Below are 20,059 nucleotides of genomic sequence, written 5' to 3'. Positions count from 1 at the left end.
GCGTATAGATAGGCCAAAGACGAGGAGCCCGCGCGTGGATCACACCGACAGTTTCATCGACGAAGTCACCGAGGAAGTCCGCCGCGACCGGCTGTTTGCGGCCTTCCGCAAATATGGCTGGATCGGCGTCGTGGCGATCCTCGGCCTTGTGGGGGGCTCGGCCTATGTCGAGTGGGACAAGGCGCAGGCGCGCGCCCGGGCCGAGGCCTTCGGCGATGGCGTGCTGAGCGCGCTCGAAGCGGAAAACCCGGCCGAGGCCGTGGCGGCGCTGCCCGCCGAAGGGCCGCAGGTCGGGCTGGTCAAACTGCTTACGGCGGCGCAGGCGGCCGAGGATGGCAAGACCGAGGCGGCGCTGGTCGATCTGCGGGCGATTGCGGGCGATGCGACGCTGCCCGACAGCCTGCGTCAACTGGCCCGGCTCAAGGCGGTTCTCGTCGCCGGCAAGGCGATGACCCCCGAGGAGCGCAAGGCCGAGCTTGAGGCGCTGTCGCAGCCCGGTGCGCCGTTCCGGCTGATGGCGATGGAGCAGCAGGCGCTCGATGCGCTGGCGGGCGGGGACAAGCCGGGCGCCATTGCCAAGGCGCGCGAGATTCTCGCTGAAGACGGCGTGACCTCGGGCTTGCAACAGCGCGCGACAGAGTTGATTGTGGCGCTGGGCGGCGATCCGGCCGCGCAGTAAGGCGCCGCGGGCGAGATGCCCGTGCACGGAAACGACAACAAGGCAGGGAGTTTGCGGTGAAGCTGAGGTCGTCGATCGCCGTTCTGGGCGTCGCCATGGTGCTGGCTGCCTGCGAAAAGGAAGTGCATCTCGAAGGCGAGCGGATTGATCCGCGCGCGGTGCTGGACGGGGCCACCGTGCCCGGTCCGGTGGTGAACGAGAGCAAGCCGGTGAGCCTGCCGCGGATCGTGGCCAATGCCGACTGGCCGCAGCGCGCGGGCGGGGCGAGTCACAGCCTGATCAACGCCAGCCTTGGCGCCGGGCAGACGCTGGTCTGGTCGGCACCGGTCGGCGAGGGCCAATCCTACCGCTATCGAATCGCGGCCGCGCCGGTGGCGGCGGGCGGGCGGATCTTCACGCTCGACAGCCGCGCGCGGCTGACCGCGACGGGCACGACTGGCGCGACACTCTGGGCGACCGATGTCGCCAAGCCCGGCGATCGCGATGATGACGCGACCGGCGCGGGCCTTGCGGTCGAGGGCGGCCGGGTCTTTGTCACCACCGGCTTTGCCGAGCTGGTGGCGGTCGAGGCCGCCTCGGGCAAGGTGATCTGGCGGCAGGATTTCGACGCCGGGGTCGGCGGCGCGCCGACGGTGGCCGATGGCGTCGTCTATGCGCTGGCGCGCGACGGCTCGGCCTGGGCGATTGACGCGCAGGATGGCAAGGTCGTCTGGCAGGTGGCGGGCACGCCTGCGGTGGCCGGGATGTCGGGCGTTTCCGCCCCGGCGATCGCGGGTCCATTCGTGATCTTCCCCTTTGCCTCCGGGCAGATGCTGGCGGTCGACCGCAAGACCGGTCTGGCCGCGTGGCAGGCGCAGGTGGCGGGCGGCCGTCCGGGGCGCGGCTATGCGATCGTCTCGGATCTGACCGGCGATCCGGTCGTGATCGGTGGTACGGTCTATGCCGGCTCCTCGGCGGGCAAGCTCGGCGCCTTCGACGCGACCACCGGCGAGACCCGCTGGATGGCCGACGAGGGCGCGGTGAGCCCGGTGCAGGTGGCGGGCAATGCGATCTTCCTGATTTCCGATCAGGCGCAGCTGGTACGTCTCGATGCGGCGACGGGGGCCACGGTCTGGACGCAGGACCTGCCCTATTACGTCAAGGACAAGATCAAGAAGCAGCAGGAAATCCACGTCAACCTTGGCCCGGTTCTGGCGGGCAACAAGCTCTTCGTGGTTTCCTCGGACGGGCTCCTGCGCAGCTTCGATCCGGCCTCGGGCGCGCTTCTCGGGCAGGCCGATCTGCCGGGCGGCGCGGCGACGGATGCCATCGTTGCCGGGCAGACGCTTTACGTCGTTTCGCGAAAGGGTCAGCTTCTCGCTTTCCGTTGACCGAAAAGCGGTGTAAGGGGGCGGCTTCGCGGGCGGCCAATGGCCGCGTCAGGAGCATGCCATGAGTTTCACCCTTGCCATCGTGGGCCGCCCGAATGTGGGCAAATCGACGCTGTTCAACCGGCTCGTCGGCAAGCGGCTGGCCTTGGTGGACGACACCCCCGGCGTGACCCGCGACCTGCGCGAGGGCGACGCGCGTCTGGGCGATCTGCGCTTTGTCGTGATCGACTCGGCCGGTCTGGAACTGGCCGAGGATGACAGCCTGCAGGGCCGGATGCGCCGTCTGACCGAACGCGCGGTCGAAGAGGCGGATGTCTGCCTGTTCCTGATCGATGCGCGGGTGGGCGTGACCCCCGCCGACGAGATTTTCGCCGATATCCTGCGCAAGAAGAATGCGCATGTGATCCTCGCCGCCAACAAGGCCGAGGGCAATGCGGGTGCCGCGGGCGCGCTTGAAGCCTGGAACCTTGGTCTCGGCGAGCCGATCGCGCTTTCGGCCGAGCATGGGCAGGGGCTTGATGATCTTTACGACGCGCTGCAGCCGCTGGCCGATGGCTTTGCGGCGAAGAACGTCGCGCAGATGCCCGAGGTCGATGTCGATCTGCCCGAGGATCTGGAAGACGAAGACGCGCCGATCCGCATGCCGACCGAGGCGCGGCCTCTGCAGCTGGCCGTCATCGGTCGCCCGAATGCCGGGAAATCGACGCTGATCAACAAGATCCTTGGCGAGGACCGGCTGCTGACCGGCCCCGAGGCGGGGATTACCCGCGATGCGATTTCGGTCTCGAAGACCTTCATGGGCACGCCGATGCGGATCTGGGACACGGCGGGCATGCGCAAGAAGGCGCGGGTGTCGGACAAGCTCGAGAAGCTCTCGGTGGCCGATGGCTTGCGCGCGGTGCGCTTTGCCGAGGTCGTCGTCGTGCTGCTTGACGTGAACATTCCCTTCGAGGTGCAGGATCTGCGGATCGCCGATTTCGCCGAGACCGAGGGGCGGGCCGTCGTCGTCGCGGCGAACAAATGGGATCTCGAGGAAGAGAAGACCGAGAAGCTGAAGGAGCTGCGCGAGAATTTCGAGCGCCTGCTGCCGCAGCTGCGCGGCGCGCCGCTGGTGACGGTCTCGGCCAAGACCGGCAAGGGGCTTGACCGTCTGCACAATGCGATCATGAAGGCCTACGAGGTCTGGAACCGCCGGATTTCGACGGCGAAGCTGAACAACTGGCTCGGCGCGATGACCGAGGCGCACCCGCCGCCCGCGCCGGGCGGGCGCCGGATCAAGCTGCGCTACATCACCCAGGCGAAGACCCGTCCGCCGGGCTTTGTCATCAAGGCGACCCATACCGATCAGATCCCGGAAAGCTACAGCCGCTATCTGGTGAACGGGCTGCGCGCCGATTTCGACATGCCGGGCACGCCGATCCGGATCTACTTCCGCGACCAGGGCGGGGCGAACCCCTACAAGGAACGCAAGAAGTCGATCCCGTCGCGGCTGACGAAACACGTCGATGCGAAGAAACACGCGGCGCGCAAGGACAAGGGCCTGCCCTCGAAACCGAAGGGCTGAGGTCGTCCCGGCTTGGCCGGGACGACCCGACGGGGGGCTGCGCCCCGCGCTTTGCGTATTTTGCCAAGGAAAAGCGGTGTGATGCGCTTTTCCCGTCATCTTGCTTCAAATATCCCGGGGAGCCGAGGCATCGCCTCCGCGGGGCGGAGCCCCAATGATGCCTGACGGCAACCGATGCGTGCGCGTCCCCGAAATTCCTTGACAGCCCCGGTGCCGCCCCGCATAAGCGCGACACCCGGCGGTGAGTCTGCTCTCCGCCGGGGTATCATTTGCAACAACACCCGATGGGGTGCGCTGTCCGAGGCGGGGAAACCCGGCAACACCGATACGGGGCGAAAGCCTCCGGGGGCCACAGGGCGCGGATGAAAAAGGGAAGAACGCATGTTTGCGGTCCTCAAGACTGGCGGCAAGCAATACAAGGTTCAGGCGGGCGACGTGCTGCGCGTGGAACTGATTGCCGCCGTGGCTGGTGAAAAAATCCAGTTCAACGAGATCCTGATGGTTGGCGGCGATGCCGTGACCGTGGGCGCCCCCACCGTGGCCGGTGCCGCCGTGGTCGCCGAGGTGATCGACACCATCAAGGCCGACAAGGTCATCACCTTCCACAAGCGCCGCCGGAAGCATTCGTCGCAGCGCACCCGTGGCCACCGTCAGCAACTGACGCTGGTGCGCGTGACCGAGGTTCTCGCCTCGGGCGCCGAGAAATCGGGCGTGAAGGAAGCCGTGGGCACCGCTGAAGCCCGTCGTGCCGCTCATGGCGCTGCGGCTCCGGCCGAAGCCCCCGCGAAACCGAAGCGCGCCAAAGCCGCCGCTGCAGCTCAGGAGTAATCCCCCATGGCACACAAGAAAGCTGGCGGTTCTTCCCGTAACGGCCGCGACTCTGCTGGTCGTCGCCTTGGCGTGAAACTCTACGGTGGCCAGGCGGCCATTCCGGGCAACATCATCATCCGTCAGCGCGGCACCACCTGGTGGCCGGGCGAAGGCGTCATGATGGGCCGTGACCACACGCTCTTTGCCGTCGTCGAAGGCAAGGTGACCTACAAGAAGGGCCTCAAGGGCCGCACTTTCGTTTCGGTTCTCCCGGTCGCGGAGGCCGCCGAGTAAGCCGAACCGGAACCCGGATCAGTTTGGGGGGATCGGCCACAGGGCCGGTCCCCCTTTCCGTTTCGAGTGTCGCCGCCGGGCGGTCGCCGCGGGGAGGGCGGTGGGCCAATCGGTCGCAGTTCAAAAAGGCCGACGGGACGCCCAAATCCTGTCACATGGCTGTCGAGTTTTACGGTTAAAGGGCCAAAACGGCCGGCGTTTGAGGAGAACGCGATGTTTCAGACGACCATATACAACCAGCCGGTGATCGAGGCCGAGCGGTTCATCCTGCGCCCCTTGCGTCGTTCCGATGCCGGGCTGATTTCCATGTATACCGCCGACAAGCGCCTGGCCGAAGGCACCCGCGCGATTCCGCATCCGCTTCCGCCCGGCACGACCGAGAATTTCATCGAACGGTCGATGGCTGACACCCGCACCGAAGATGTCTGGGCGCTGGACGGCTCGGCCCATGGTTTGGCCGAGGTGCTGGGCCTTGTCTCGCTCACCCGCCACGAGGGCGCGCAATCCGAGGTCGGCTTCTGGGTCGGCTCGGGGTTCTGGAACACCGGCTTCGCCTCGGAGGCGGTGGCGGCGCTGATCGCGGCCAATCCGCATCGCGCCCGCACGCTGATCGCCGAAGTGTTCCAGGACAGCCCCGGCTCGGCCCGTGTCCTGACCCACAACGGCTTTGCCTATCTGGGCGATGCCGAGGCCTGGTCGCTGGCCCGCGGCGCGCGTGTGCCAACTTGGACCTACGTCAAGAAACTCGGGTGAGCCTGCCCGCGCATCTGACAACGGACCGGCTCGTCCTGCGCCCGCTTGCGGCGGAAGACGAGGCCGCCTGTGTCGCAGCGCTGGCCGAGTTCGAGGTGGTGCGCTGGCTTGCGCCCGTGCCCTGGCCCTATCGGGCCGGGGATTTCCGGATCTTTCTGGCCGATCCCGTCCCGGCCGCCCGTTGGGCGATCACCCGCGAGGGCGTTTTCCTTGGCATGATCGGGCTTGATCAGCAGTTCGGCTATTGGCTCGCGCGTCCGGCCTGGGGGCAGGGGCTTGCTTGCGAGGCCGCGCGGGCGGTTCTGTCGGCCCATTTTGCCGATCCGGCCGCCGAACCGGTCCGCGCGGGCTATTTCGAGGGCAACGCCCGCTCGGCCCGAGTGCTGGCAAAGCTCGGGTTTCAGGATCTCGGCAAGGGGCCTGTGCATTCGCTGGCGCTGGATGCGGTGCTGCCGCATGTCGAGCTTGAGTTGAGCGCCGCCGCCTTTCACGCCGCCTGCGCGGGCTGAGAGGGCGGACGGGAGGGCGCTGCCCTCCCGCACCCTCCCGGGATATTTGCAGCAAGATAAAAAGCATGTCCCTTTATCTTGCTGCAAATATCCCGGGGGTTTGGGGGCAGAGCCCCCATGCTTCGCTTGCAGATTTGCGCGCGCGCGCGTAATCAGACGCCTTGCGAAAGGGGCGACTGCGATGAAATTTCTCGACCTTGCGAAAGTCTATATCCGCTCGGGCGGCGGCGGCGGCGGTTGCGTCAGCTTCCGGCGCGAGAAATTTGTCGAATTCGGCGGCCCGGATGGCGGCGACGGCGGCAAGGGCGGATCGGTCTTTGCCGAGGCGGTCGAGGGGCTCAATACGCTCATCGATTTCCGCTATCAGCAGCATTTCTTCGCCCAGTCCGGCCAGCACGGCATGGGCAGCCAATGCACCGGCCGCGATGGCGACGACATCGTGCTCAAGGTCCCCGTCGGCACCGAGATCATCGACGAGGACGAGGAAACCGTGATCGCCGATCTGACCGTGCCGGGGCAGCGTGTTTTGCTGGCCAAGGGTGGCAATGGCGGTTGGGGCAACCAGCGCTTCAAGACCGCGACGAACCGTGCGCCCGCCCATGCCAACCCGGGGCAGGAGGGGGTCGAGCGCACGCTCTGGTTGCGGCTCAAGCTGATTGCCGACGCCGGGCTTCTGGGCCTGCCCAATGCGGGCAAGTCGACCTTCCTTGCCGCCGTCTCGAACGCGCGGCCGAAGATCGCCGATTACCCCTTCACCACGCTCGTCCCGAACCTCGGCGTCGTCGGCATCGACGGCAAGGAATTCGTCATGGCCGACATTCCGGGCCTGATCGAGGGCGCCTCGGAAGGCCGCGGTCTGGGCGATCAGTTCCTCGGCCATGTCGAGCGTTGCTCGGTGCTGTTGCATCTGGTCGATGGCACGTCGAGCACGATCACGAAGGATTTCCGCACCATCATCGGCGAGCTGGAGGCCTATTCCGAGGAGTTGTTCGAGAAGCCGCGGATCACCGTGCTGAACAAGGCCGATGCGCTGGACAGCAAGACCCTGTCGAGCCGCAAGCGCGCTTTGGAAAAGGCCTCCGACGGGCCGGTTCTGGTGATGTCGGGCGTCTCGAAAAAGGGCGTGACCGAGGTTCTGCGCGCGCTCTGGGCGCAGATCGAGGAAGACCGCAAGGGCACGGAAGAGGTGAAGCCATGGCAGCCGTGACGACCCCGCAGGTCTTGAAGGCGCAAAGGCTGGTGGTGAAGATCGGCTCGGCGCTGCTTGTCGGCGCGGAAGGGCTGAAGACCGACTGGCTGACCGCGCTCGCGCTCGATGTGGTCGCGGCGAAGCAACGCGGCGCCGATGTGGTGCTGGTGTCGTCGGGCTCGATCGCGCTCGGGCGGCGCGTTCTGGGGCTGCCGCTCGGGCCCTTGCCGCTGGAACAGTCGCAGGCCGCCGCTGCGGTGGGGCAGATCCGTCTGGCCCGCGCCTATGAGGAAATCTTGGCGCCGCATGGCGTGACCACCGCGCAGGTTCTGGTGACGCTCGAAGATACCGACGACCGCCGCCGCTATCTGAATTCGCGCGCGACGATGGAGACGCTGCTCTCGATGGGCGTCGTGCCGATCGTGAACGAGAATGACACCGTGGCGACCGACGAGATCCGCTTTGGCGACAACGACCGGCTGGCGGCGCAGATCGCCGTCACCGTGGGCGCCGATCAGTTGATCCTTTTGTCGGACGTGGACGGCTTCTACTCCGCCAATCCGAAGGAAGACCCGAGCGCCGTGCGCTTTGAAGTGGTCGAGCATATCACCCCCGAGATCGAGGCGATGGCGGGCGATCCGATTTCCGGCCTCTCGAAAGGGGGCATGAAGACGAAGCTTCTGGCCGCCAAGACCGCCGTTGCGGGGGGCTGCGCCATGGCGATCATGGAGGGCTCGGTCACCCGTCCGCTGACCGCTTTGGCCGAAGGTGCGAACTGCACCTGGTTCCTGCCCGAGGGCGACCCGCAGGCGGCGCGCAAGCGCTGGATCGCGGCGATGAAACCGCGTGGCGAGGTGATCGTCGACGCCGGCGCCGTGGGCGCGCTGGCGCAGGGCAAATCGCTTCTGCCCGCCGGGGTGACCAAGGTCACCGGCCGCTTTGGTCGCGGCGAGCCCGTGACCATCGCCGGGCCGGATGGCGCGGCGCTTGGCAAGGGGCTGGTGCGCTACACCGCCGAGGAGGCCCGCACCATCGCCGGGCACCGCTCGGGCGAGATCGAAGCGCTGCTGGGCTATCCGGGCCGCGCCGCGCTCGTGCATCGCGACGACATGGTGATCGGCTGAAGCCGGGCAGGGAGGGGGCGCTGCCCCCTCGGGCTTCGCCCTCACCCCCGAGGTATTTCCGGCAAGATGAAAGGGCACGCGAAAAGGGCGCCCGATCCGAGCGCCCTTTGCTTTCATCTTGCCACAAATATCTCACGGGGGTGCGGGGGGGTGAAACCCCCGCTGCCGTCTTGCTCAGCCCGCGATGCGGTCCAGAATTCGTGCCCAGCTGCGGATGCCCTTGTGGAAGCTTTCGAGGTCATATTTCTCGTTCGGGCTGTGGATCTGATCGTCGTCCTTGCCAAAGCCGATCAGCATCGCATCCATGCCGAGGATGTCCTTGAAATAGCCCGCAATCGGGATCGAGCCACCGCAGCCGACAAAGGCCGCCGGGCAATTCCATTCCTCGGTCAGCGCGGCGCGGGCCGCTTCGAACGCCGGGTCGGTGATTTCCATCACCGAAGCGGGCGAGCCGTTCGGCGCCTTCCAGTCGAGCGTGACATCGGGGGGCAGCTGTGCCTCGATCCAGGATTTGAACGCGGCGAGGATCTTCTCGGGGTCCTGTTGCGAGACCAGACGGAAGCTGACCTTGGCCGAGGCCTCGGCGGGCAGCACGGTCTTGAAGCCCGCGCCGGTATAGCCGCCCCAGATGCCGTTGATTTCGGCGGTCGGGCGCGACCAGATCTGTTCAAGCGGCGTGCGGTCCTGCTCGCCCGCGGGGGTGGTCAGGCCGACCCCGCCCAGGAAAGCCGCGTGATCGAAGCCGAGCCCCTGCCACTGCGCCCGGACGTCCTCCGGAAGCTCCGCTACATCGTCATAAAAGCCCGGCACGGTGACGCGCCCCTGATCGTCATGCAGCTGCCCGAGGATGCGCGTGAGCACCCGGATCGGGTTGATCGCGGCGCCGCCGAAGCTGCCCGAATGCAGGTCCTTGTCGGCCGCCTTCAGGGTGAATTCGATCTTCGCCAAACCGCGCAGCATCGTCACCACTGCGGGCACCTTGTCGGCGAAAAGCCCGGTGTCGCAGATGAGCGCGAGCGAGGCTTCGCCCAGCTCCTCGGCATTGTCGCGCATGAACGGGATGAGCGAGGGCGAACCCGATTCTTCCTCGCCCTCGAAGAAGATCGTGAGGTTGCCGGGCAGGGTGCCATGCACCTCTTTCCAGGCGCGGCAGGCCTCGAGGAAGGTCATCAGCTGGCCCTTGTCATCCGCCGCGCCGCGGCCGCGGATCACCACGCCTTTCGCCGTTTCCTCAAGCGCCGGATCGAAGGGGTCACGATCCCAAAGCTCAATCGGATCAACGGGCTGGACGTCGTAATGGCCGTAGAAAAGGATATGCCGCCCGGGGCCTGCGTGCCGCGCCACCACCATCGGATGGCCGGGGGTCGGGCGCGCCGAGGCGGTGAAGCCAAGCGATTTCAACTCCTGCACCAGCCAGGCGGCGGCGCGGGCGCAATCGCCCTCAAAGGCGGGGTCGGTCGAGATCGAAGCTATGCGCAGCAGGTCAAGCAGCCTTTCGCAGGCGTCGGGCAGAGTGTCGTCGATACGGGCAAGAACGGCGTCGAGTGTCATTATCAGGGGCCTCCATTCGGCCAAAAGCCTAACAGTCACGGGGGGCGATGGCCAGAGCGGCAGGCGGGGCCGGGAGGCCCCCGTTTTCGGCCCCCGCCGCGCAAGAAAATGATGCACCGGGATGCGACAATTTAGAACTCCCATTTTTTGGGCGATGCGCGTAAACCTGTGCGCGCCGGACAGGGCCGATGAGCCGACCCGGCGATCCACAACCAAGTGCTAAAAGCCAGGGGTGACAGACATGGACTACAATCTCGCGCTCGACAAAGCGATCCAGAAGCTTCACGACGAGGGACGTTACCGCACGTTCATCGACATCGAACGCGAGAAGGGCGCCTTCCCCAAGGCGCAGTGGAACCGCCCCGATGGCGGCAAGCAAGACATCACCGTGTGGTGCGGCAACGACTATCTCGGCATGGGTCAACACCCCGCCGTTCTGGCTGCCATGCATGAAGCGCTGGAAGCTGTTGGGGCCGGTTCGGGCGGCACTCGCAACATCTCGGGCACCACGGCCTATCACCGCCGTCTGGAAGCCGAGATCGCCGATCTGCACGGCAAGGAAGCCGCGCTCGTCTTCTCGTCGGCCTATATCGCCAACGATGCCACGCTGAGCACCCTGCGCGTGCTTTTCCCCGGCCTGATCATCTATTCCGACAGCCTGAACCACGCCTCGATGATCGAGGGGATCAAGCGCAATGCCGGGCCGAAACGGATCTTCCGTCACAATGACGTCGCCCACCTGCGCGAACTCATTGCCGCCGACGATCCGGCCGCGCCGAAACTGATCGCCTTCGAATCGGTTTACTCGATGGATGGCGACTTCGGCCCGATCAAGGAAATCTGCGACATCGCGGACGAGTTCGGCGCGCTGACCTATATCGACGAAGTGCACGCCGTCGGCATGTATGGCCCCCGCGGTGCGGGCGTGGCCGAGCGGGACGGTCTGATGCACCGCATCGACATCTTCAACGGCACGCTGGCCAAGGCTTACGGCGTCTTCGGCGGCTACATCGCCGCTTCGGCGCGGATGGTCGACGCCGTGCGCTCCTATGCGCCGGGCTTCATCTTCTCGACCTCGCTGCCGCCGGCCATCGCTGCGGGCGCGCAGGCCTCGATCGCCTTCCTGAAAACCGCCGAAGGGCAGAAGCTGCGCGACGCGCAACAGCTGCACGCCAAGGTTCTCAAGATGCGCCTGAAAGCGCTCGGCATGCCGATCATCGACCATGGCAGCCACATCGTTCCGGTGGTCATCGGCGACCCCGTCCACACCAAGGCGGTGTCGGACATGCTGCTCAGCGATTACGGCGTTTACGTGCAGCCGATCAACTTCCCGACGGTGCCGCGCGGGACCGAGCGTCTGCGCTTCACGCCCTCGCCGGTGCATGATCTGAAGCAGATCGAAGGGCTCGTTCATGCCATGGATCTGCTCTGGGCCCGGTGTGCGCTGAATCGCGCCGAGGCCTCTGCCTGAGCCATTCTGCGGATGCACCGCCCTCGGCTTTATGCTAGGGATTCGTCAAGAATTCGGGACCGACAGGTTCGAATCGGACAAACCACACCGAGGGCGGGACAGGCAGATGATCAGGTGGAAGGTCAAACCTTCGACGCAGGTTGAGGCCGCGCAAAAAGGCTTCGACGACTTCGACATGAAGCTTGGCGACATGCTTCGCGGCGAACGTGCGACCCTGTCGAAATCGCTTCTTGATGTGCAGCGCGAGCTGCGCATCAAGGCGGTCTATATCGCCGCCATCGAGAATTGCGACCCGACCGCTTTCGAAAGCCCCTCCTTCATTGCGGGCTTCGTGCGGTCTTATGCGCGCTATCTGGGGCTTGACCCGGATTGGGCCTTCGAGCGCTTCTGCAAGGAGTCGGGCTTCACCCCCACGCATGGTCTGGCTGCTGCCGCGTCCGGCCCCAAGGCGCCGCGCCGCGCCGCCGATCTGGCCTCGTCGCTGGCCAATCCCAATGCCTCCTTCATCCCGAAACAGGCGCCGATCTGGACCAAGATCGATCCGCGTGCCGTGGGCTCGCTCGCCGTCGTCGTGATGGTCGCGGGCGGCATCGGCTATGGTGCCTGGTCGGTGCTGCAGGAAGTGCAGCGCGTGCAACTGACGCCGGTCGATCAGGCCCCGGGCGTCGTGGCCGAGATCGACCCGCTGCAATCGGTGACCCCGGTGCAGACCGCCGAGGCCTCCGACCTGCCGCCGAGCGCTGCGACCGAGGAAGCCTTCGACCGTCTTTACCGTCCCGCCGCGCTGGAAACCCCGGTGCTGATCGCGCGGGATGGCCCGATCGCCGCGATCGACCCGCGCGAGGCGGGCGTCCTGCCCGGTCAGGCGCAGGCGATGACCGAAACCGCGCCGCAGACGCCGATGATGCTGGCCGATGCCGGGACCACGGTTGCCGAACCCGGTCAGGTGCCGGTCGTGCATGCCCTTGGCGCCGAAGCCCCCGAGGTCGAGGTTCTGGCCGTGCGTCCGTCCTGGGTGCGGATCACCGCCTCGGATGGTTCGGTGATCTTCGAGAAGGTGATGGATGCGGGCGAGCGCTTCGCCGTGCCGAAGCTGGAAGAGCCGCCGAAGCTGCGCACCGGGGAATCGGGCGCGATCTATTTCGCCGTCAATGGCGTCGCGCATGGGCCTGCGGGCTCGAAGGGCGCAGTGTCGAAAAACGTCGAGCTGTCGGCGCAATCGCTGGGCACCGCCTATGCCGTCGCCGACATGTCGGCCGATGGCGATCTGGCGAAGATGGTGGCCGTGGCCGATGCCTCTTCGGTCGTGCCCCCGACCGAGACGCCCGAGCAGTAACAGTCTTTCGAACGCGACAAAGCGGCCGTTGCCCTCGGGCGACGGCTGTCCTATTTCTGGAGCAGCAATCCGGAGGCCTTCCCATGTCGCTCAATCCCCATCGTCCGTGGCGGAACATCACCCGCCGTCCCTCGCGCAAGATCTGGGTCGGCAAGGTGCCGGTGGGCGGCGATGCGCCGATCTCGGTGCAGACGATGACCAACACCATCACCTCGGACGTCAAGGCGACGCTGGGTCAGGTGCTGCGCGCCGCCGATGTCGGCGCCGATATCGTCCGCGTCTCGGTGCCCGATGAAGATGCGACCCGCGCGCTGAAGGAAATCTGCGCCGAAAGCCCGGTGCCGATCGTCGCCGACATCCATTTCCACTACAAGCGCGCCATCGAGGCGGCCGAGGCGGGCGCGGCCTGTCTGCGCATCAACCCCGGCAACATCGGCGACGAAAGCCGCGTGCGCGAGGTGATCAAGGCGGCCAAGGACCACGGCTGCTCGATGCGGATCGGGGTCAATGCGGGCTCGCTGGAAAAGCACCTGCTCGACAAATATGGCGAGCCCTGCCCGGAGGCGATGCTGGAAAGCGGCATGGATCACATCAAGATCCTGCAAGACAACGACTTCCACGAATTCAAGATTTCGGTGAAGGCGTCGGACGTCTTCCTGGCCGCCGCCGCCTATACCGCGCTGGCCGAGGCCACCGATGCGCCGATCCATCTGGGCATCACCGAAGCCGGCGGTCTGATGGCGGGCACGGTGAAATCGGCGGTCGGCCTTGGCAACCTGCTCTGGGCGGGGATCGGGGACACGATCCGCGTCAGCCTCTCGGCCGATCCGGTCGAAGAGGTGAAGGTCGGCTATGAAATCCTGAAATCGCTCGGCCTGCGCACCCGTGGCGTGCAGATCATCTCCTGCCCCAGCTGCGCGCGGCAAGGCTTTGACGTGATCAAGACGGTGGACGCGCTGGAGCGTCGGCTCGAGCACATCAAGACCCCGATGAGCCTGTCGATCATCGGCTGCGTGGTGAACGGCCCGGGCGAGGCGCTGATGACCGATATCGGCTTCACCGGCGGCGGCGCGGGCTCGGGCATGGTCTATCTGGCGGGCAAGCAAAGCCACCGGCTGTCGAACGATCAGATGATCGACGAGATCGTGCGCATGGTCGAAGATCGCGCGGCGCAGATCGCGGCCGAGGAGCAGGCGGCGGAGTAATCCCCGCCTGACGGGATTTCACGGCGCGTCCCGAAAGGGGCGCGCCGTTGCGTTTCAGACCAGCGCGCCGTCGACCAGACGGGTCTTGCCGCCCAGATAGGGGTGCAGCACGGCGGGCAGGGTGACCGAGCCATCGGCTTCCTGACCGTTCTCCAGCACCGCGATCAGGCAGCGCCCGACCGCCAGACCCGAGCCGTTCAGCGTCGCGACGAATTCGGGCTTGCCGCCCGCGGCGGGCTTGTAGCGCCCGTTCATCCGCCGCGCCTGGAATTGCCCGCAGGTCGAGACCGAGGAGATTTCGCGGAAGGTGTTCTGCCCCGGCAGCCACACTTCAAGGTCGTAGGTCTTTTGCGAGCCAAAGCCCATGTCGCCGGTGCACAGCACGATGCGGCGATAGGGCAGGCCGAGCGATTCCAGCACCGCCTCGGCGCAGCCGGTCATGCGTTCATGTTCCGCAATCGCGTCTTCCGGGCGGCAGATCGTCACCATCTCGACCTTTTCGAACTGGTGCTGGCGCAGCATCCCGGCCGTGTCCTTGCCGGCCGAGCCCGCTTCCGAGCGGAAGCAGTTCGTATGCGCGGTCATCCGGCAGGGCAGGGCGGCCTCGTCCCAGATCTCGCCCGCGACGAAATTGGTCAGCGTCACCTCGGCGGTCGGGATCATCCACCAGCCGTTCGTGGTCTCGTAGCTGTCTTCGGCGAATTTCGGCAGCTGCCCGGTGCCGAGCATGGTTTCGGCGCGCACCAGAACCGGGGTGATCGCCTCGGTCAGGTCGTGCTTGTCGACATGCAGATCGATCATGAACTGCGCCAGCGCCCGGTGCACGCGGGCGACGCCACCGCGCAGCACGACGAACCGCGCGCCCGAAAGCTTCGCCGCCGTCTCGAAGTCCATCGCTTTGCCGACGGCGGAAAGCTGATAATGTTCAACGGGTTTGAAGGCGAAGCTCGGGATATCGCCCCAGCGCTTCACCTCGACGTTGCCCGCCTCGTCTTCGCCTTGCGGCACTTCGGCAAGCGGATTGTTCGGGATCCACATCAGCTTGTCGCGCAGATCGGCGTCGAGCTTGCCCGCCTCGGCCTGCATCGCCGCGACTTCGGATTTCTTTTCCGCCACGAGGGCGCGCAGGCGTTCGAATTCGGGCTCGTCGCCCTTGGCCTTGGCGGCACCGACTTCCTTCGCGGCGGCATTCTGCGCCGCCTGCGCGGTCTCGGCCGCAAGGATCGCCGCGCGGCGCCGCTCGTCGAGCGAGAGCACCTCGGCCGACAGCGGAGCCAGCCCGCGGCGGGCCAGATCGGCATCGAATTGAGCGGGGTTTTCGCGGATCGCGCGGATGTCGTGCATGGGGCTCACCTGTCGCAAGGGGTTGCCTCCGCGTTTAGCACAATTGCGACCCGAGAAAAGCCCCGGCGCGACCTCTGTTTCGGGCGAAAAGGGAAAGGCATTGCCTTTCCCCGCCCGCAAGCTCCCGGTTGCGGCAAGGCCGTTTCAACCCATGCGACAGAGGGCAGCGCCCAGCCCCGGCGGGCGAGAAGCGCCCGCCATGGGCGGGGCGGGCGCTGCCCGAGGGCCTTTGGACCCTCGGGGTCCATGGGGCCAATGTCCGGCATGGCCAAGGCGATGGCCTTGGCCAAAGTGATTTACGGTTTGACATATTCAAAACGCGGAATGTAAAAGGGATCAACCGATCGCCAAAAGGGAGATGCCGCAATGAAAGCTATCGTCTGGGTTCTGGCGCTTTGCGCGCTGGGGCTGCCGCGACTGGCCCTTGCCGAGGGTCCCTTCAAGGTGGCGCCGACCGAGGTCACCGACTGGAAGACCGTCTATGGCCAGATCGAGGCGAAGGACATGATCCCGGCGCGGGCGCGGCTTGGGGGCACGCTGGTGTCGCTCGAGGTCTCCGAGGGCGATATGGTCACGGCGGGGCAGGAGCTCGGCAAGGTCGTCGATGCGAAGATCGCCTTTCAGATCAACGCCATCGATGCGCAGATCGCGGCGCTGGACAGCCAGCTTTCGAATGCGAGAAGCGATCTGAACCGGGCCGAGGCGCTGCGGGCGCGCGGGGTGATGACGGCGCAGGCCTATGATGCGCTGAAAACGCAGGTCAGCGTGCTGGAGCAGCAGATCGAGGCGCAAAAGGCCTCGCGGCAGGTGACGGAGCAGGCCGCGACCGAGGGGGCGGTGCTGGCACCGATCGCGGGTCGTGTGCTCGATGTGCCGGTGGCGCGCGGCGCCGTGGTGATGGCGGGCGAGACCGTGGCAACGGTGGGCGGTGGCGGGGTGTTCCTGCGCCTCTCGGTCCCGGAACGTTTCGCGGCGACGCTGCACGCAGGCGACGCCATCGCGATCGAGGCGGCGAGCGGCGCGATCCGCGGCAAGCTTGCCAAGGTCTATCCGCTGATCGAGGGTGGGCGTGTCAATGCCGATGTGGAAGTGCCTGATCTGAAGTCGGATTTCGTGGGCGAGCGGGTTCTGGTCAAGCTGCCGCTGGCACATCGGCAGGCCTTCCTTGTGCCGGCTAGCTTGTTGTATACGCGCTCGGGGCTCGATTTCCTGCGCGTGCAGGCGGGCGAAACCGTGACTGAGCTCACGGTGGTGCCCGGCCCGAAGCAAAGCATCGACGGGGTCGAGATGGTCGAGATCGTCTCGGGGCTCTCGGGCGGCGAAGAGGTGGTCGGCGATGAGTGACCCGCATCAGGACGATCTGCCCACGGCGGGCCTCGGCCTTGCCGGGCGTCTGACCAAGAGCTTCATCGGCTCGGCGCTGACCCCCTTGTTCGTCATGGCGGCGCTCGCCGTCGGGCTGGTGGCGCTCGGCGCACTTCCGCGCGAGGAAGAGCCGCAGATTTCCGTGCCGATGGTCGATATCCACCTGCAGGCGCCCGGCCTGAAGGCGGAAGACGCAATGAAGCTCGTCACCGAGCCGATGGAGACGATCATCACCTCGATCAACGAGGTGGAGCATGTCTACAGCCAGACGAATGACGACAGTTCGCTGGTGATGGCGCGGTTCATCGTCGGCACCTCGTCGGATGCGGCGATCCTGCGGGTGCATGAGAAGGTCAAGGCGAACCTCGACCGTATCCCCAAGGGCATCGCCGAGCCGATCATCGTCGGGCGGGGCATCGATGATGTCGCGATCATGTCGCTGACGCTCTCGGCCAAGCCCGGGAGCCAGATCGGCGCGGGCGATCTGACCCGGATCGCGCGGGAATTGCAGGCCGAGGTGACGAAGATCGAAAACGTCGGTCTGACCTATATCGTCGGCGAGGCGCATGAGGAAATCCGCATCTCGCCCGATCCGGAGCGGTTGGCGCTTTACGGGATCACGCTGCAGCAGCTCTCGAACAAGGTCGAGCAGGCGAACCGCAGCTTCAACACCGGCAAGTTGCGCGATGGCGGCCAGCAGATCGACCTTGTCGCGGGCAAGACGCTGACCGCACCGGCCGAGATCGCGGGGCTTTTGCTGACCGCGCGCGATGGGCGGCCGGTCTATGTCGCCGATGTGGCGGATGTCTCCTATGTGCCCGATACCTCCGAGCAGATCGTCGCGAATGTCACCCGCGACGGCGACACGCTCAATCGCACCCCCGCGGTGACGCTGGCGATTGCCAAGCGCGCCGGGGCGAATGCGGTGATCGTCGGCGAAAAGATCCACGCGCGGCTTGCCGAGCTGCAGACCAGCCTGATCCCCGACAGCGTGCAGGTGCAGTTCACCCGCGACTATGGCGAGACGGCGAATGAAAAGGCCAATGAACTGCTCTTCCACCTTGGCCTTGCGACGATCTCGATCATCGCGCTGGTGTTCTTTGCGATCGGCTGGCGCGAAAGCATCGTCGTCGCCATCGTCATTCCGGTGACGATCCTGCTGACACTTTTCGCCGCCAATGCGATGGGCTTCACGCTGAACCGGGTCAGCCTGTTCGCGCTGATCTTCTCGATCGGCATCCTGGTCGATGACGCCATCGTGGTGATCGAGAATATCGCGCGGCATTGGGCGATGCCGGGGCCGGGGTCGCGCGTCAGAAAGGCGATCGAGGCGGTGGCGGAGGTCGGCAACCCGACCATCGTCGCCACGCTGACGGTGGTCGCGGCGCTTCTGCCGATGCTGGCCGTCGCCGGGCTGATGGGGCCTTACATGTCGCCCATCCCCTCGGTCGCCTCGGCGGCGATGGTGTTTTCCTTCTTCGTGGCGGTGATCATCACGCCCTGGCTGATGGTGAAGATCGCGGGCCGTGCCGACATGTCGGCGCACGAAGGCGGCGCCCATGCCCACGGCGGCAAGCTCGGCGCGCTCTATGCCCGCGTCGCGCGGCCGATGCTGGCGACGAAACGCTCGGCCTGGATGTTCTTTCTGGCGACGATCGTGCTGTCCTTCGGCTCGCTCGTTCTGCTTTACACCAAGGATGTCACGGTCAAGCTGCTGCCCTTCGACAACAAATCCGAACTGAGCGTGGTGATCGACCTGCCCGAAGGGTCGTCGGTCGAGGCCACCGATGCCGTCGCGCAGCAGGTGGCGGCGGCGGTGACGCGGCTGCCCGAGGTGATCTCGGTGCAGACCCATGCGGGCACGGCCTCGCCCTTCAACTTCAACGGGCTCGTGCGCCATTACTATCTGCGCGGCCGCCCGTGGGAGGGCGACGTTCAGATCAACCTTGCGGGCAAGGATGCGCGCGACCGCACCAGCCACGAGATCGCGCTCGAGGTCCGTCAGATCGTGACGAAGCTGGCGATGCCCGCGGGCACGGTGCTGAAGACGGTGGAGCCGCCGCCCGGGCCGCCCGTCATCGCGACGCTTCTGGCCGAGGTCTACGGCCCGGATGCCGAAACCCGGCGCGCGGCGGCGGGGCAGATCGAGCAGGCCTTCCGCTCGGTGCCCTTCATCGTCGATGTCGATACGAGCTTCGGCCAGCAGGCGCGGCGGCTGCGCGCGACGATCGACCCGGACAATCTCGAATTCTACTCGGTCGAGGAAAGCGATGTCTTCGACACGCTCGGGCTGCTGAACGGGCAGACCACGGTCGGCTATTCGCATCGCGGGCAAGAGCGGATGCCGCTGCCGATCGTGATGGAGCGGGCGAAGGGCGAAAAGGTGATGGATGCGGCGACGCTCTCCACCCCCATTCCCGCCAACGTTCTGCCCGGTGCGCGCGGCGTGGTCGAACTCGGCGATGTCGTGACGGTGAAACCCGAACTGACCAGCTTCCCGATCTTCCGCCACAACGGCCGCGCGGCCGAGATGGTGACGGCGGAACTGGCGGGCAGCTTCGAGGCGCCGCTTTACGGCATGCTCGCCGTCGATGACGCGATCGAGAAAATGGACTGGGCGCCCGGGCTGAAGCCCGAGATCAGCCTGCACGGCCAGCCTGAGGACGAAAGCCATGTGACGCTTCTGTGGGACGGCGAATGGGAGGTGACCTGGGTGACCTTCCGCGACATGGGCGGCGCCTTCGGCATCGCGCTTGTCGGGATCTACATCCTTGTCGTGGCGCAGTTCGGCTCGTTCCGGCTGCCGCTCGTCGTGCTGACGCCGGTGCCGCTGACCTTCCTTGGCATCATGCTCGGTCACATGATGTTTTCGGCGCCCTTCTCGGCCACCTCGATGATCGGCTTCATCGCGCTTGCGGGCATCATCGTGCGCAACTCGATCCTGCTCGTCGATTTCATCCGCCACGCGGATCGCACGGGCAAGACCGAGATCGAGATCCTGATCGAGGCGGGCTCGATCCGCTTCAAGCCGATCCTGCTCACCGCGGTGGCGGCGATGATCGGGGCGGCGGTGATCCTGTTTGATCCGATCTTTCAGGGCCTCGCCATTTCGCTGCTGTTCGGGCTTCTCAGCTCGACCCTGCTCACCGTGCTGGTGATCCCGGCGATCTATCGCATCTTCAAGACCTGAGGGGATTTCAGCGCCCCAAAAGACGCCCCCGGAGACGGGGGCGTCTTGCTTTCCTGACTGCGACACTCAGAATTCGACTTCAAAAGACATGTGGCAGAATGTCGCATACGATTTTTGCGCCGACTCTCGCGCAAAGGCGTAACGTGTAGGTGTCGCACGCAGGCGACGTCATGATGGAGGCTTGATGGATATGAAGAATCTCAATCCGGTTTCTGTCTCGACGTTGATGCTCAAGGCCGCTGCCCTGCGCTGAAGAGGCTGATGCCTGACCGGTTTGCACAAGCTTCGTGGTTCGAAAAGACGGC

At 66.1% G+C, this 20,059-nt stretch carries 16 protein-coding genes; 14 read left to right on the top strand and 2 right to left on the bottom strand.

Annotated features, from left to right (window positions below; translation table 11 throughout):
• Positions 1 to 34 precede the first annotated feature (34 nt).
• The 9 genes from C8J30_RS10020 to proB all read left to right on the top strand — a co-directional run bounded on the left by C8J30_RS10020 (position 35) and on the right by proB (position 8,292).
• Positions 35 to 679 (top strand): hypothetical protein, encoded by a 645-nt coding sequence (locus C8J30_RS10020; protein ID WP_110805707.1) that lies wholly within the window; start codon positions 35 to 37, stop codon positions 677 to 679.
• 62 nt (positions 680 to 741) lie between these two features.
• Positions 742 to 2,049, top strand: a complete 1,308-nt coding sequence (locus tag C8J30_RS10015) for a PQQ-like beta-propeller repeat protein (protein WP_245909758.1) — start codon at positions 742 to 744, stop codon at positions 2,047 to 2,049.
• A gap of 61 nt (positions 2,050 to 2,110) precedes the next feature.
• Positions 2,111 to 3,613 carry a ribosome biogenesis GTPase Der gene (gene der / locus C8J30_RS10010; RefSeq protein ID WP_110805706.1) on the top strand — a complete coding sequence of 501 codons (1,503 nt, stop codon included), beginning with the start codon at positions 2,111 to 2,113 and terminating at the stop codon, positions 3,611 to 3,613.
• A gap of 381 nt (positions 3,614 to 3,994) precedes the next feature.
• Positions 3,995 to 4,441: a 50S ribosomal protein L21 gene (gene rplU / locus C8J30_RS10005; RefSeq protein WP_110805705.1), complete on the top strand. Its 447-nt coding sequence runs from the start codon at positions 3,995 to 3,997 to the stop codon at positions 4,439 to 4,441.
• A 6-nt stretch (positions 4,442 to 4,447) separates the two neighbouring features.
• Positions 4,448 to 4,717: a 50S ribosomal protein L27 gene (rpmA, locus tag C8J30_RS10000; protein WP_013068008.1), complete on the top strand. Its 270-nt coding sequence runs from the start codon at positions 4,448 to 4,450 to the stop codon at positions 4,715 to 4,717.
• A 213-nt stretch (positions 4,718 to 4,930) separates the two neighbouring features.
• Entirely contained in the window at positions 4,931 to 5,470 is a 540-nt protein-coding gene (locus C8J30_RS09995; protein WP_110805704.1) for a GNAT family N-acetyltransferase, read from the top strand.
• The gene (locus C8J30_RS09990; RefSeq protein WP_181420840.1) at positions 5,467 to 5,979 is read left to right on the top strand and encodes a GNAT family N-acetyltransferase; all 513 of its coding nucleotides are present in this window, start codon (positions 5,467 to 5,469) and stop codon (positions 5,977 to 5,979) included. The genes C8J30_RS09995 and C8J30_RS09990 overlap by 4 nt, the downstream gene beginning before the upstream one ends.
• A 181-nt stretch (positions 5,980 to 6,160) precedes the next feature.
• Positions 6,161 to 7,186 (top strand): GTPase ObgE, encoded by a 1,026-nt coding sequence (gene obgE, locus C8J30_RS09985; protein WP_110805702.1) that lies wholly within the window; start codon positions 6,161 to 6,163, stop codon positions 7,184 to 7,186.
• Positions 7,174 to 8,292 (top strand): glutamate 5-kinase, encoded by a 1,119-nt coding sequence (proB, locus tag C8J30_RS09980; protein WP_110805701.1) that lies wholly within the window; start codon positions 7,174 to 7,176, stop codon positions 8,290 to 8,292. The genes obgE and proB overlap by 13 nt, the downstream gene beginning before the upstream one ends.
• A 174-nt stretch (positions 8,293 to 8,466) precedes the next feature.
• On the opposite strand, the gene C8J30_RS09975 is transcribed toward proB, so the two are convergent.
• The gene (locus C8J30_RS09975) at positions 8,467 to 9,843 is read right to left on the bottom strand and encodes a M20/M25/M40 family metallo-hydrolase (protein ID WP_110805700.1); all 1,377 of its coding nucleotides are present in this window, start codon (positions 9,841 to 9,843) and stop codon (positions 8,467 to 8,469) included.
• 241 nt (positions 9,844 to 10,084) lie between these two features.
• On the opposite strand from C8J30_RS09975, the gene hemA reads away from it, so the two are divergent.
• From hemA to ispG, 3 genes are all read left to right on the top strand, one after another.
• Entirely contained in the window at positions 10,085 to 11,314 is a 1,230-nt protein-coding gene (hemA, locus tag C8J30_RS09970) for a 5-aminolevulinate synthase (protein ID WP_110805699.1), read from the top strand.
• A 106-nt stretch (positions 11,315 to 11,420) separates the two neighbouring features.
• Entirely contained in the window at positions 11,421 to 12,650 is a 1,230-nt protein-coding gene (locus C8J30_RS09965) for a helix-turn-helix domain-containing protein (RefSeq protein ID WP_110805698.1), read from the top strand.
• Positions 12,651 to 12,733: 83 nt separating this feature from the next.
• Positions 12,734 to 13,855, top strand: coding sequence for a flavodoxin-dependent (E)-4-hydroxy-3-methylbut-2-enyl-diphosphate synthase (ispG, locus tag C8J30_RS09960; protein WP_110805697.1), 1,122 nt, complete (start codon positions 12,734 to 12,736; stop codon positions 13,853 to 13,855).
• 54 nt (positions 13,856 to 13,909) lie between these two features.
• Here the strand turns inward: ispG and serS are convergent, their stop codons facing one another.
• Complete coding sequence (gene serS, locus C8J30_RS09955; protein ID WP_110805696.1) at positions 13,910 to 15,199, bottom strand: serine--tRNA ligase; 1,290 nt, start codon at positions 15,197 to 15,199, stop codon at positions 13,910 to 13,912.
• Between the two features lie 366 nt (positions 15,200 to 15,565).
• Here serS and C8J30_RS09950 point away from each other — a divergent pair, with 366 nt between their 5' ends.
• Positions 15,566 to 16,543, top strand: coding sequence for an efflux RND transporter periplasmic adaptor subunit (locus C8J30_RS09950; protein WP_110805695.1), 978 nt, complete (start codon positions 15,566 to 15,568; stop codon positions 16,541 to 16,543).
• On the top strand, positions 16,536 to 19,754 hold the full coding sequence (locus tag C8J30_RS09945; RefSeq protein ID WP_110805694.1) for an efflux RND transporter permease subunit: 3,219 nt from the start codon (positions 16,536 to 16,538) through the stop codon (positions 19,752 to 19,754). Before C8J30_RS09950 ends, C8J30_RS09945 begins: the two co-directional genes overlap by 8 nt.
• The last annotated feature ends 305 nt before the right edge of the window (positions 19,755 to 20,059 follow it).

The organism is Rhodobacter viridis, assembly GCF_003217355.1.
Lineage (GTDB): Bacteria > Pseudomonadota > Alphaproteobacteria > Rhodobacterales > Rhodobacteraceae > Rhodobacter > Rhodobacter viridis.
Note: the sequence above shows the minus strand (reverse complement) of the source record. Positions and strands in the feature narration are given on the sequence as shown.

Coding starts and splice junctions, on each gene's coding strand:
- der (WP_110805706.1), top strand. CDS start 2,111: ATGAGTTTCACCCTTGCCATCGTGGGCCGCCCGAATGTGGGCAAATCG.
- rplU (WP_110805705.1), top strand. CDS start 3,995: ATGTTTGCGGTCCTCAAGACTGGCGGCAAGCAATACAAGGTTCAGGCG.
- rpmA (WP_013068008.1), top strand. CDS start 4,448: ATGGCACACAAGAAAGCTGGCGGTTCTTCCCGTAACGGCCGCGACTCT.
- C8J30_RS09995 (WP_110805704.1), top strand. CDS start 4,931: ATGTTTCAGACGACCATATACAACCAGCCGGTGATCGAGGCCGAGCGG.
- obgE (WP_110805702.1), top strand. CDS start 6,161: ATGAAATTTCTCGACCTTGCGAAAGTCTATATCCGCTCGGGCGGCGGC.
- proB (WP_110805701.1), top strand. CDS start 7,174: ATGGCAGCCGTGACGACCCCGCAGGTCTTGAAGGCGCAAAGGCTGGTG.
- C8J30_RS09975 (WP_110805700.1), bottom strand. CDS start 9,843: ATGACACTCGACGCCGTTCTTGCCCGTATCGACGACACTCTGCCCGAC.
- hemA (WP_110805699.1), top strand. CDS start 10,085: ATGGACTACAATCTCGCGCTCGACAAAGCGATCCAGAAGCTTCACGAC.
- C8J30_RS09965 (WP_110805698.1), top strand. CDS start 11,421: ATGATCAGGTGGAAGGTCAAACCTTCGACGCAGGTTGAGGCCGCGCAA.
- ispG (WP_110805697.1), top strand. CDS start 12,734: ATGTCGCTCAATCCCCATCGTCCGTGGCGGAACATCACCCGCCGTCCC.
- serS (WP_110805696.1), bottom strand. CDS start 15,199: ATGCACGACATCCGCGCGATCCGCGAAAACCCCGCTCAATTCGATGCC.
- C8J30_RS09950 (WP_110805695.1), top strand. CDS start 15,566: ATGAAAGCTATCGTCTGGGTTCTGGCGCTTTGCGCGCTGGGGCTGCCG.
- C8J30_RS09945 (WP_110805694.1), top strand. CDS start 16,536: ATGAGTGACCCGCATCAGGACGATCTGCCCACGGCGGGCCTCGGCCTT.